Origin of the sequence: Streptomyces hirsutus (assembly GCF_001418415.1) — a bacterium.
GTDB classification, from domain to species: Bacteria; Actinomycetota; Actinomycetes; order Streptomycetales; family Streptomycetaceae; genus Streptomyces; species Streptomyces hirsutus.
In genome coordinates this window covers 1-12,904 of sequence record NZ_LIQT01000194.1, presented here as the reverse complement: position 1 = coordinate 12,904, position 12,904 = coordinate 1, and the positions used below count along the sequence as shown (strand labels likewise).

9 protein-coding genes and 1 pseudogene are annotated in these 12,904 nt (G+C 73.4%); 4 read left to right on the top strand and 6 right to left on the bottom strand.

All coding sequences use genetic code 11. The annotated features are described in order from the left end of the window. The 6 genes and pseudogenes from AOK11_RS15415 to AOK11_RS44940 form a co-directional block, all read right to left on the bottom strand. A partial coding sequence (locus AOK11_RS15415) for a chaplin (RefSeq protein ID WP_055594285.1) occupies window positions 1-825 on the bottom strand: 825 nt, incomplete at its 3' end. A gap of 357 nt (window positions 826-1,182) precedes the next feature. After that, window positions 1,183-3,099 carry an AMP-dependent synthetase/ligase gene (locus AOK11_RS15410; RefSeq protein ID WP_055594284.1) on the bottom strand — a complete coding sequence of 639 codons (1,917 nt, stop codon included), beginning with the start codon at window positions 3,097-3,099 and terminating at the stop codon, window positions 1,183-1,185. A gap of 157 nt (window positions 3,100-3,256) precedes the next feature. Beyond that, window positions 3,257-4,918, bottom strand: a complete 1,662-nt coding sequence (locus tag AOK11_RS15405) for a vWA domain-containing protein (protein ID WP_079034862.1) — start codon at window positions 4,916-4,918, stop codon at window positions 3,257-3,259. 170 nt (window positions 4,919-5,088) lie between these two features. Next, window positions 5,089-5,997, bottom strand: coding sequence for an ABC transporter permease (locus AOK11_RS15400; protein ID WP_055594283.1), 909 nt, complete (start codon window positions 5,995-5,997; stop codon window positions 5,089-5,091). Further along, entirely contained in the window at window positions 5,994-8,669 is a 2,676-nt protein-coding gene (locus AOK11_RS15395) for an alpha/beta fold hydrolase (RefSeq protein ID WP_055594282.1), read from the bottom strand. Before AOK11_RS15395 ends, AOK11_RS15400 begins: the two co-directional genes overlap by 4 nt. Before the next feature lie 193 nt (window positions 8,670-8,862). Continuing rightward, window positions 8,863-9,009, bottom strand: a pseudogene (locus AOK11_RS44940) (5-deoxy-glucuronate isomerase); the annotation flags it as partial. 603 nt (window positions 9,010-9,612) lie between these two features. Here AOK11_RS44940 and AOK11_RS15390 point away from each other — a divergent pair. The 4 genes from AOK11_RS15390 to AOK11_RS15375 all read left to right on the top strand — a co-directional run. Continuing rightward, window positions 9,613-9,807 (top strand): helix-turn-helix transcriptional regulator, encoded by a 195-nt coding sequence (locus AOK11_RS15390; RefSeq protein WP_055594281.1) that lies wholly within the window; start codon window positions 9,613-9,615, stop codon window positions 9,805-9,807. 267 nt (window positions 9,808-10,074) lie between these two features. Next, entirely contained in the window at window positions 10,075-10,347 is a 273-nt protein-coding gene (locus AOK11_RS15385; protein ID WP_055594280.1) for a hypothetical protein, read from the top strand. A gap of 75 nt (window positions 10,348-10,422) precedes the next feature. Then, window positions 10,423-10,662 (top strand): heavy-metal-associated domain-containing protein, encoded by a 240-nt coding sequence (locus tag AOK11_RS15380; RefSeq protein WP_055594279.1) that lies wholly within the window; start codon window positions 10,423-10,425, stop codon window positions 10,660-10,662. Between the two features lie 98 nt (window positions 10,663-10,760). Beyond that, on the top strand, window positions 10,761-12,904 hold a 2,144-nt coding region (locus AOK11_RS15375), incomplete at its 3' end, for a heavy metal translocating P-type ATPase (RefSeq protein ID WP_079034861.1).

The following is a 12,904-nucleotide window of genomic DNA, read 5'->3' as shown; positions in this document are numbered from 1 at the left end:
ACCCCGCCTCGCACGCCGGTGGCCGGAGGCGGCGTGTACGTCCACCGGCGTGCGAGGCGGGGTGTGCGTACGGACGGGCGGAGACAACGGGGTCTCCTCCTCGGGCTCGTAGCCGGGCTTCTGCGGCTCGTCCGGCGTGTAGACGTTGCCGCAGTCGTTGTCGTAGGCGGAATTGAGCACTCCGAGCACACCGATGGAGTTGCCGCACACGTTCACCGGCGTGTGGACCGGGACCTGGATGAGGTTCCCGGACAGCACGCCGGGAGAGCCTTCGGCGACTCCCTCCGCGTACGCGCCCCCGCCGCCGGAGCGGCTCTGCGAGGTGCTGGAGGTGCTCTGCTCGGACCTGTCGTCGTGGTGCGAGCCGTTGACGCACGTGTTGCCGGAGGCCTCGTTGAGCGCCCCGACCACGTCGACGGTGTTGCCGCACGCGTTCACCGGCGCGTGGACCGGTGCCTGGACGTTGTTCCCGGACAGCACGCCGGGGGAGTCCTTGGCGACTCCCTCCGCGTGCGCGCCACCGCCGCCGGAGCCGCCGTGCGAAGGTGTGGCCACGCGCTGCTCGGACATGTCGTCGTGGTGCGAGCCGTTGACGCACGTGTTGCCGGACGCCTGGTTGAGTGCGGAGGCCGCGCCGATGGTGTTGCCGCACGCGTTCACCGGCACCTCGATCGGCGCCTGGACGTTGTTCCCGGACAGCACGCCGGGAGAGTTCGTGGCGGCTCCCTCCGCGTAGGTGTCAGCGAGGGCGGGGGCGCCGTACAGCGAGAGAATGCCCGTGGCGGCGGCCGCCGCGAACGCTCCCCTGCTCAGAGTCTGTCGCAATGTCGTGGTCTTCCTGCTTGAAGAGGTGGAAAGCCGGCCCGGGCACGGAGATCGACGTCCGAAGTCGGCCATGGCGGAACCGAGAGGCCGGTGCGTCGGACGCCACAGCGTGCTACGCGTCGAGAAGAACACCCGGAGGTCCGACGGCGGCAGACCCGGCGCCGGCAGCGGATCCCGTGTTCGCCCTCGACTCACAGTCGGGAAGGCCTGCGGGACAAACCCGTGTACCGCGGACGGAGCAGCACAGCGCGTTCCTTTCTCGTGGCGTCGCGTGCCCTACTCCTTCAGTAACCCGACGTACGGGAAACGGTTGCGCAGGTTCACCCGGTTGGCCCCCTCCGCGGGCCGCCCGCCCCGTCAGGAGTACAGCTTCTCGATCTCCTGTGCGTACGCCGTCTGTGCCGCCCGGCGTTTGACCTTCAGGGACGGGGTGAGCAGTCCGTTCTCCTCGGTGAACTCGCCCTCGACGAGGGTGAAGGCGCGGATCGACTCGGCGCGGGAGACGGCCTCGTTGGCGTAGTCGACGGCCTTCTGGACGTCGGCGCGCATCCGGGGGTCGGCGATCACCTCGGACAGGGGCGTGTCGGCGGGCAGCCCGCGCACCGCGAGCCAGTGGCCGACCGTCTCCGGGTCGAGGGTGACGAGCGCGGCGACGTAGGGGCGGTTGTCGCCGACGACCAGGCACTGGCCGACGGGCGGGCGGCTGCGCAGGCGGTCCTCCAGGACGGCCGGGGAGACGTTCTTGCCGCCGGAGGTGACGAGGACGTCCTTCTTGCGGCCGGTGATGGTGAGATAGCCGTCGTCGTCGAGGGAGCCGAGGTCGCCGGTGGCGAACCAGCCGTCGGTGAGCGCCTCGTCGGTGGCGGCCGGGTCGTTGCGGTAGGCCCCGAAGACGATGCCGCCCTTGACGAGGACCTCGCCGTCGTCGGCGATACGGACGGCGGCGCCGGGAATCGGCGGGCCGACCGTGCCGGGGCGGGGGCCGAGCGGCGGGACGAGAGTGGCGGCGGCGGTCGTCTCGGTGAGGCCGTAGCCCTCGTAGACGAGGATTCCGGCCGCGTAGAAGAAGAGGTTGAGGTCACGCTCGAGCGGGGAGCCGCCGCTGATGGCGTAGCGCACCCGGCCGCCGAGTTCCTTGCGGACGCGGCGGTAGACCAGCAGGTCGTACAGCGCCCAGGCGGCGTACAGGCGCGGGCCCGGCCCTTTGCCACGGCCCAGGAACCGGTCGAGGTGGGCCGCGCCGAAGCGGACGGCGACGCGGTGGGCGCGTTCGAAGGACGCGCCGCGTCCGAGTTTCTCGGCGGTGGCGCGGCCGGTGTCGTGGATCTTCTCGAAGAGGTAGGGGACGCCGACGAGGAAGGTCGGGCGGAACCGCTTGAGGGCGGGACGCAGTTCGGCGGGTTTGATGCTCGGCCAGTGGCCGACCTCGATGCGGCCGATCAGGCAGGCGATCTGCAGGGTGCGGCCGAGGATGTGGGCGAGCGGGAGGAACAGCAGCGTCGAGGCGGTCCGGTCGGTGACCTCCTTGAAGACGGGGTGGAGGAGTTCGACGGTGTTGCCGGCCTCGGCGAGCAGGTTGGCGTGGGTGAGGACACAGCCCTTGGGGCGCCCGGTGGTGCCGGAGGTGTAGCAGATCGTCGCGGGGGTGTCGGGGGTGAGGGCGGTGCGGCGTCCGGTGACCTCCTCGTCGGAAACGTCCCGGCCGAGGGCGGTGAGGGCCGTGAGGGCGTCCGCGTCGAGTTCCCAGGTGCGCGGGGGTTCGGGGAGAGCCGCGGTGGCCGTGGTGACGGTGGCGGTGTTCTGCGGGGTCTCCGTGACGACGAACCGGGTGCCGGAGTCGCGGACGATCCATGCGACCTGGTCCGCGGAGGAGGTGGGGTAGACCGGGACGCTCCGGCCGCCGGCGGACCAGATCGCGAAGTCCAGCACCGCCCATTCGTAGCGGGTGCGGGACATCACCGCGACCCGGTCGCCGGGTTCGAGGCCGGCCGCGACGAGGCCCTTGGCCACGGCGGTGACCTCCTGGGCGAAGGCCGCCGCCGTGACCGGGTGCCAGCTGCCGTGCCGCTCGCGGCGCAGGACGACCTCGTCCGGGGCCTCGGCCGCGTTGGTGAACGGGATGTCGGCGGTGCTGCCGGTGGCCGGCCGCGGGGCGAGGGGTTCCGTACGGACCTCGCGTACGACGCCGTGCTCGTCCCTGGTGGTCCCGGTTCTGGTGCGGGCGGCCAGGTCGGCACGTCGTTTCGCGCGTTTCAGATCCTTGCGTACACCCATGACGGCTCCCGGTCGCGGCTGATGCGGTCGTACTGGCGCTGCCCCGCTTACTTACTCAGAAGTAAACTTACCCGTGCGTAATGACGAGTCAATGGGCGAACCCTCAGGACGAGCGGACCCCTCAGGACGAGCGGACCCCTCAGGGCGAGCGGACCCCTCAGGACAGGCGGTCGGCGGTGCGGATCGCTTCGGCCAGGTCGTGGAGGTCCCTGTCCTCGGTGCGGTCCGCCAGGCCGGCCGCGTGGTCGGCGAGTTCGCCGAGGCCGGGGGCGCCGGGCAGAGCACGGTGGCGGCGGCCGTCCAGGCGCAGGGCGTCGGCGAAGTAGGCGGCGGTCGCGGTGACGGCGAGGCCCCGGCCACCGGTCCAGACGGAATCGCCGAGGTCGTCGGCCTCCAGGGCGCCGCTCTCCTCGCGCGGGGCGCGGGACTCGGGGTCGAGCCAGCGGACGGTGGCCGTGGCGAGGTGGCCGTCGGGGGCGCCGGACCGGGTGCGCACCACGTACAGGGCGGTGACGGTGTGGCCGGGGCCGACCTCGCCGCCGTCGACGTCGTCGTCGCGGAAGTCCTCGTCGGCGACCCGGCGGTTCTCGTAGCCGACGAGGCGGAACTCGGCGACCGTGGCGGGGTCGAAGGCGACCTGGGCCTTCGCGTCCCTGGCCATCAGTTCGATGTTGCGGGGCAGTTGCTCGCAGAAGACCTCGCGGCCCTCCTCCTCGTCGGACACGTACACCGTGTGGCCGTCGCCCTTGTCGGCGAGGCGTTCCATGAGGGCGTCCCCGTAGTCGCTGCCGACGCCGACGCCGAAGAGGGTGATGCCGTGCTCGCGGCGGGACTCCCCGATGCGTTCGAGGATCGTGTCGGCGTCGGTGTCGCCGGTGTTGGCGAGCGCGTCGGAGACCAGGACGACCCGGTTGGTGGCGCCCTCGCGCAGTCCTTCGACGGCGGTCTCGTAGCCGGTCTCGACGCCCGCGCCGAGGTTGGTGGACTGCGCGGGCTCCAGGGCGTCGACGGCATCGTGGATCTCGTCCCGGTTGCCGTCGAGGCGGGTCATCGGCAGGACGGTCTCGGCCTCGTCGCTGAAGGTGACGATCGCCACGGAGTCCTCGTCGCGCAGCCGGTCCGTCATGGTGGCGAGGGATTCCCGGGCGAGGTCGAGGCGGCCGGGTTCGTCCATGGAGCCGGAGACGTCGACGACGAAGGTGAGGGCGGCGGGCGGACGGTCCTCGTCCGGCCCGGCGGACCGGGTGGCGAGGCCCACGCGGACCAGGGACCAGTCGTCCTCGTCGGTGCGGGCGCCGTCGACGGTGACCGTGAAGCCGTTGCCGTCCGGGCGTTCGTAGTCCTGCCGGAAGCTGTTGACGAACTCCTCGGGCCGGACCGTCGACGGGTCGGGCAGCCGGCCCTCGGAGAGGGTGCGGCGGGCGTAGCCGTAGGAGGCGGTGTCGACGTCGAGGGCGAAGGTGGAGAGGTAATCGGGGTCGGGCGCGACGTCGCGCCGGTCGTCCTGCTCCCCCTCGCGCTGCCGGTCGGTGCCGCGGGTGCCGTCGGGCACGGGGAGCGGGGCCGCATCGCTGTTCCCGCCGCCTCCGGTCCCTCCCCCGGGCCCGCCCCCGCCCTCGTACGAGGAGTCAGACGCCTTGCCGGCGTGGCCGCCTCCGTTGCACGCGGTGAGCAGCAGTCCGCTCGCCGCCGTGAGCGCGACCAGGGCGGCGCGGAGACGGCGTGTCCCCCGGCGCGTCCGGGCGCCCTTCCTTCGTGTCGTCCTCGTCCCGCGTGCCGTCCTCGTCCCGTTCGCTGTCCGGTCCGTCGTCCGCTTCATCGTCCGTTCCCCCTGCTGCCGTTGGCGTCGACTTCTCGACTGTGACGCCGGAGCGGGGCGGAACGTGCGGTACGGGGCGTTGCGGATGGGTCTCGAAGCGGGCACGGGACGGGCCCGCCGAGACCGGTAGGTGACCCTCCGTCGACCTGAGCCGGACCTGGGGCCTCTCGTTACGACACCACGTCCTTGCGGGCGAAGCCGCGGAAGGCCAGCGCGAACAGCACGAGGGCGTACGTCACCGAGACCGCGGTGCCCTGGATCATGCCGGACCACTGCGGGGTCGGCTGGACGGCGTCGGCCCAGGCGAACTGCCAGTGCGCGGGCAGGAAGTGACGCCAGTCGCCGAGGGCGGTCACCGCGTCCAGGACGTTGCCGACGATGGTCAGGCCGACCGCGCCGCCGACCGCGCCCAGCGGGGCGTCGGTGCGTGTCGACAGCCAGAACGCGAGTCCGGCGGTGACCAGCTGGGACACGAAGATGTAGCCCACGACCACCACGAGCCGCTGGGCCGCCGTCGCGGGGTCGAGCGAGCCGCCGGTGGGGATCTGCAGCGGGCCCCAGCCGTAGGCGGCGGTGCCGACGAGGAGCGCGACCACCGGCAGCAGCACCATCGCAGCGAGGCTGAGCCCCAGGCCGACGACGAGCTTGGACCACAGCAGCCGCATCCTCGGCACCGGGGCGGCGAGGAGGTAGCGCAGCGAGGACCAGCCGGCCTCCGAGGCGACCGTGTCCCCGCAGAACAGGGCGACGGGGATGACGAGGAGGAAGCCGGCGGAGACGAACAGGTTCACGGCGGCGAAGTTGGCGCCGGACGCGGTGGCCGTGTCCATCAGGGTCACCCGGCCCTCGCGGCCCTCCGGCTCGCCTCCGATGGCGAAGGCGACGGCCAGCACGAAGGGCAGGGCGGCGAGGATCGCGCCCATGACGAGGGTGCGGCGGCGCTTCAGCTGCCGGACCAGTTCGACCCGCAGCGGCAGCGTGCGGCCCGCGCGGTAGCCGTCGGCCACCTCCGCCGGCCCCGCCGGCTGTCCGGGGCCGGTGGCCCCGGCGGGCTCGGTCCGTTCGTCGAGCGCGCTCATGCGGGACCTCCGATCATCGTGAGGAAGGCGTCTTCGAGGCGGCGGTGCGGGCCGACCGACGCCACCGGCACTTCCAGCCGCACCAGTTCGGCGACCAGGCGCGGGGCGGTGCCGTCGGCGTCGAGGCGGACCAGCAGCCCGTCGTCGGTGGGGACCGCCGAGGCGACGCCCGGCAGGGCGGCGACCTTCCCGGCGAGCGGCTCGTCCACGGGGGACTCGGTGCCGACGAGCAGGGTGTCGCCGGAGCCGACGATCTCGTGCACCGGCCCGGCCTGGACCAGTTGTCCGCGGTCCATGACGACGAGGTGGGTGCAGGACTGCTCGACCTCGGAGAGCAGATGGCTGGAGACGATCACCGTGCGTCCGGCGGCCGCGTACCGGATCATCACCTCGCGCATCTCTCGGATCTGGGGCGGGTCCAGGCCGTTGGTCGGTTCGTCCAGGATGAGCAGGTCCGGCAGGCCGAGCATGGCCTGGGCGATGGCGAGGCGCTGGCGCATGCCCTGGGAGTAGGTGCGCACCGCGCGGGCGAGGGCGTCGCCGAGGCCCGCGATCTCCAGGGCCTCCTCCATGCGGGAGTCCTCCGGCGGGCGGCCGGTGGCCTGCCAGTACAGTTCCAGGTTCTCCCGGCCGGACAGGTGCGGGAGGAAGCCCGCGCCCTCGACGAAGGCGCCGACCCGGGACAGCACCGGCGCTCCGGGGCGGATGGCGTGACCGAAGACGCGGATCTCGCCGCCGTCGGGCTTGATCAGGCCCATCAGCATGCGCAGGGTGGTGGTCTTGCCCGCGCCGTTCGGCCCGAGCAGGCCGAGGACCTGGCCCTTCTCGACGCGGAACGACAGGTCCCGTACGGCGTACCGGTCGGCGGACCGGGCGTAGCGCTTGCTGAGGCCGGTGATCTGCAGCGGTACGCCGGCGAGTTCGGGGGCGGGGGGCGTGGCCGCCGTACGGCGGCGGCCGGTGAGCACCAGGGCGAGGGCGATCACCGCTCCGGCGGCCGGCAGCCACCACACCCAGGAGGGCAGCGGTGCCGCGGCGGTGGCCACCGCGGGCGCGGTGGGCACGGTGAGGTCGCTCTTCAGGGAGACCGTGTACGTGGCCGGGGCGGCCGGGGAGGCGTAGCCGAGGTCGGTGGAGGCGAGGACGAGCCGCAGGCGGTGGCCCTGCCGGACCTCGTGGTCGACGGCCGGGAACGTGACGTTGACGTCCTTGCCCGCCCTGGCGTCCTCGACCCGGATCGGCGCGACCAGCTGGGAGGGCAGTACCTGCTGTCGTCCGTCCGGGCCGACGTCGTACACCTTGCCGAAGAGGACGGCGTCGTCACCGGTCGACTTCACGTGGACGGTGGCGGTCGGCGAGCCGGTGATCCGCAGGTCGCCGGTGACCGGGGCGGACTCGAAGCGGGCGTACTGGCCGGGGAAGTCCAGGGAGACGCCGACGCCGAGGGACGACAGTTGGGAGAGGCCGCCGGCACCGCCGAGGCCGGGCAGCGCGGAGACGGCGGGCGGACTGGCGCCGGCCGGGTTGGCGAAGCTCTGCTCGCGTCCGGTGAGCGGGAAGGCCTTCCCGCCGCCGGTCAGGCCCGGGTAGCGGTCCGCGCTCGCGCCGCTCAGCACGGCCCGCCCGTCGGTGGAGTCGACGCCTCCGGTGCGGGTGACGCGGAAGGCGGGGCCGGTGTCGGCGCCCTTGTCGCCCTTCAGGTACCGGTCGAACCAGGCCCGGGTGCGGGCGCGGACGCGGTCCGCCTCCGGCTCCCCGCCGTCGTGTCCGCCGGCGATCCAGTCGACGTCGACCGGGGCGCCGTTCGCGCGGATCGCCTTCGCCGCCGCGTCGGCGTGGCCGAGCGGGAACAGCGAGTCGGACTGGCCCTGCATCAGCAGGGTCGGCACGTCGATGCGGTCGGCGACGGCGGACGGGGACCGCTCCTTCAGGAGCGCGACGGCCTCGGCGTCCGGGGTGCCGGACTCGGCGACCCGCTCGTACATCCGGCACAGCGCGGGCTCGAACTTCTCGCAGCCGCCGCCGGAGTTGACGAAGATGCCCGCCCACAGCTTCTTGAACACGCCGTTCGGGAACAGCGCTTCGGCGAGGTCGAAGTAGGTGATGGCCGGGGCGATGGCGTCCACCCGGTCGTCGTGCCCGGCGGTGAGCAGCGCGATGGCGCCGCCGTAGGAGGCGCCGGCCATGCCGAGGCGCGGGTCGCCGTCCTTGTCCAGCTCGACCTCGGGCTGTTCGGCGAGCCAGTCGATGAGCCGGGAGACGTCGGCGACCTCGCCGTCCGGGTCGTTCAGCCCGATCCTCCCGGTGGACTTGCCGAAGCTGCGCGCGGACCAGGTGAGCACCGCGTACCCCTCGCGCGCGAGTTCCTCGGCCTGCTGCCGTACGTCGTTCTTGCTGCCGCCGAAGCCGTGCCCGAGCAGGACGGCGGGGCGGCGGCCGGCCGGACCGGCGGTGAAGTACGAGGTGTCGATGCGCACCTCGTCGCTCCCGTCACCGCCGTCGGCCACCGTCATGACGCGGTCGGCCCGGTCCACCGCGGGCGCCGGGTCGTCGGAGGCGACGGCGGTCCAGGTGCCGGCCCCGGCGAGCACGACGGCGGCTGCCGCGGCGGCGACGGTCCGCCGGGGCCGCCATGACGTGGGCCGTCGCAGTCCGGGCAGTCGAAGATCCATGCGTCAACGGTACGGGGTCGATCTGTGGTCCCGATGCCGCCCGAGGACCGACCCCGCCACCTCCTCCAGGCGTACGCGACCGCCGCCGTGTACCGCGTCCGTGGTACACGACCGCGCCGCGAACGCCCCGGGACCGCCCATGTCGGGCGGGGGTGCCGGCGTTCCGGTCCGGCACGCGGGGCGGCCGAGGGCATCGTGGGGCGTTCTTCCGTGACCGGTGACGGACGAAGACCTCCGGCGCGGGGCCGTAGCGGACGGGGAGTCGTCGCACGCACTTCGCTCCTGCCAAAGCAAAGCGGCCGCCCGCGCCGGAGGCGATCGGTACCGGGGCCCTCAGCGGCGCCCCGGAGCAGAGAGGGCGGTCGCGTCACTCGCGCCGCCGTTCGTGTCGTCGTGGAGGACGTCGCACAGGGCGTCGCTCCTGCCGCTCCTCATGGCCTCGTTCATGTCACGGCCCCCGTGGCGAGTACCGCCTCGTCGTTGTCGTCCCACACGGCTCCCCCGGTTCTAGCCGTGCGGCGAAGCCCTGTCAATGCTTTGTCCAGACATAAGGACGAGATCTTGACCTTACGTCCCCGGAACAGGCGAACCGTCCGGAGGAGCGGCAGGCCGACGCCCGGCCGGACGGTGCCCCTACGACCGCCGGACGGCCCACGGGCCGAGGGGCGACCCGGGCGGATCGACGGTTCCGGCGGGGCGGGTCAACACGACCCGCCGATGAACCGGCGCACACCTTTGCTTCACTTCTGTATCAAATACCCCGCTCGTGTCACACATGTCCCGTGTACGCGGGCTTTCCGTCACGCCCGGCGCACAACGCCGCCCCGCCCCCGTAGGGCGTCGTTCACAGGGCAGAACGCTGGTGATCGCCAGCGCAGCACCCGGCTCCCCCTGACGGCCGACCCCTGGCCGCCTCCGTGGTGCTCGCGGGGAGGTACGACGCATGACCGACCGAAGTCTGTGGTCCTACAAGGACATCGCGGCGCACATCAAGGTGCAGCCGGACACCGTCCGTTCGTACCGCAAGCACGGCCTTCTGCCTCCGCCCGACCATGTGGAGAGCGGTAAGCCGTACTGGTACGCGGACACGGTACGCCGCTGGGTGGCCTCCCGGCCGGGCAACCGCCCACGCCCCTGACCCCCGCCCCGCACACGACGGACAACGGCTGCGCCCCACCACACGGGTGGGGCGCAGCCGTTCGGTCGTTCCGGTCGCCCGGTCGTTCCCGTCGCCCAGTCGTGCCGGTCGCCCCGTCGCTCCCGTCGCTCAGCCCGGTCACACGGTCGTCCGGGCCGGTTGGGTTTCGTACCGGGTCCAGCCTCCGACGCGTGGCGGCTCGTTGACTTCGGTCATCCCGCGGTGTCCCCTGGTGCACCGTGGAACGGTCCGGACGCCCCCGGCGCCATGGCACAGGAGCACGCCGCCCTGCACGCCGCCCTGCACGCCGCCCTGCACGCCGCCCTGATCGACCGGGTCGAGGCGCCGTTCACCCCGTTCCCGCCCGACGCCCGCACCGAGGAGATCACCCGTACGTCCCGGATGCGCGTGGGCATCCACAAGGGCGGCCTGGAGCTGATCCTCGCCCACGAGGACGCCGAGCGTGAGGCCATGTCCAGGAACCGAAGAACGCCCTGTTCCGCCACCTCGACCCGCCGCTCATGGATTCATACCCCCTAGGGGTATAGTCTGGACATGGAGGCCCCGGCCCCCGTGGCCCCCTCGACCCCATACGCCTCGACGAGGAGCAACGACATGACCGTCCGGACCGACACCCAGGGCTCCGTCACCACCGTCTACAAGGTGAGCGGCATGAGCTGCGGCCACTGCGAAGGCGCCGTCTCCGGCGAGATCTCCGAGCTTCCCGGGGTCGCCTCGGTGAAGGCCGTCGCCACCACCGGCGAGGTCACCGTCGTCTCCGCGGCCCCGCTCGACGAGAAGGCCGTCCGAGCCGCCGTCGACGAGGCCGGCTTCGAGCTCGTCGGCCCCGCCTGACACCGACGGCGGCTCGGCCTGGCGCCAGAACGACACGCCCGAGCCCGCCGGGGACACCGCGACCCCTCCGGAGTCCCGGACCTGCCTGGAGTACGGACATGAACAGCACCACCGCCACCGGAGCACCGATACCCGCCGACCCGGCGGGCCCGGGTACCCCGGCGGCCCCCACGACCTCGGAGGCCCCGCCCGCCTCCGAGGTCGAGCTGCTCATCGGCGGGATGACCTGCGCCTCCTGCGCGGCCCGCGTCGAGAAGAAGCTCAACCGCATGGACGGCGTGACCGCCACGGTGAACTACGCGACGGAGAAGGCCCGGATCGCCTACCCCGCCGGCACCGAGGTCGCCGATCTCATCGCCACCGTGGTGAAGACCGGCTACACCGCCGAGGAACCCGCGCCCCCGCCGTCCCCCGCCTCCGCGCCGGAGTCGGCACCGGACGGGCCGGACGGGCCGGGCACCGCGTCGGCGGACCCCGGGCTCACCGCCCTGCGCGACCGGCTGACCGTCTCCGCCGTGCTCGCCCTTCCCGTCGTGCTGCTCGCGATGATCCCGCCCCTGCAGTTCGACCACTGGCAGTGGCTCTCGCTCACCCTCGCCGCCCCCGTCGTCGTCTGGGGTGCGCTGCCCTTCCACCGGGCCGCCTGGACCAACCTGCGGCACGGCGCGGCCACCATGGACACCCTGGTCTCCGTCGGCACGCTCGCCGCGTTCGGCTGGTCCCTGTGGGCGCTGTTCCTCGGCGACGCGGGCATGCCCGGGATGCGGCACCCCTTCGAGCTGACCGTCGCCCGCACCGACGGCGCCTCCGCGATCTACCTGGAGGTCGCCGCCGGCGTCACCGTCTTCATCCTCCTCGGCCGCTACCTCGAGGCCCGCTCCAAGCGCCGCGCGGGCGCCGCCCTGCGCGCCCTGATGGAGCTGGGCGCCAAGGACGTCGCCGTGCTCCGTGACGAGGGCGGCCGGGTGCGCGAGGTGCGCGTCCCGGCGGAGCGGCTGGCGGCCGGTGACCGGTTCGTCGTACGCCCCGGGGAGAAGATCGCCACCGACGGGACCGTGGTCGAGGGATCCTCCGCCGTGGACGCGTCGATGCTGACCGGCGAGTCGGTGCCGGTGGACGTCACCGTCGGCGACGCCGTCACCGGTGCCACGGTCAACGCGGGCGGCCGGCTCGTCGTGGAGGCCACCCGGGTCGGTGCCGACACCCGGCTCGCGCGGATGGCACGGGCCGTGGAGGACGCGCAGAACGGCAAGGCCGAGGTGCAGCGGCTGGCGGACCGGATCTCCGGGGTCTTCGTCCCCGTGGTGCTCCTCATCGCCGCCGGCACCTTCGGCGGGTGGCTCGGCGTCACCGGCGACACCGCCGCCGCCTTCACCGCGGCCGTCGCGGTGCTGATCATCGCCTGCCCGTGCGCCCTCGGGCTGGCCACCCCGACCGCGCTCATGGTGGGCACCGGACGCGGCGCGCAGCTCGGCATCCTCATCAAGGGCCCCGAGGTCCTGGAGTCCACCCGCCGCGTCGACACCGTCGTCCTCGACAAGACCGGCACGGTCACCACCGGCCGGATGACCCTCCAGCGGGTCCACACCGCCGACGGCACCGACGAGAAGCAGCTGCTGCGGCTCGCCGGCGCCCTGGAGCACGCCTCCGAGCACCCGATCGCCCGCGCGATCGCCGCCGGCGCCGAGGAGCGGGCGGGGGAGCTGCCTTCGGCCGAGAGCTTCGAGAACGTCCCGGGGCGGGGCGTTCGCGGGCGCGTGGACGGCCATGAGGTGGTCGTGGGGCGGCTCGGCGGGGGTCCGGCGGACGAGGCGGGCCCCGGGCTGCCGCCGGAGCTGGAGCGGGCCCGCGACGAGGCCGAGAAGGGCGGGCTCACGGCCGTCGTGGTCGGCTGGGACGGAACCGCGCGCGGGGTCCTCGCCGTCGCGGACGCGGTCAAGGAGACCAGCGCGGAGGCCGTCCGGGACCTGCGCGCCCTCGGACTCACCCCCGTCCTGCTCACCGGCGACCACCGCACCGTCGCCGAGGCGGTGGGCCGGGCCGTCGGCATCGACCGGGTGATCGCCGAGGTCCTGCCCGAGGACAAGGCCGCCGTCGTGCGGCAACTGCAGGACGAGGGACGGACCGTGGCCATGGTCGGTGACGGCGTCAACGACGCCGCCGCCCTCGCCACCGCCGATCTGGGCCTGGCCATGGGCACCGGCACCGACGCGGCGATCGAGGCCGGCGACCTGACCCTCGT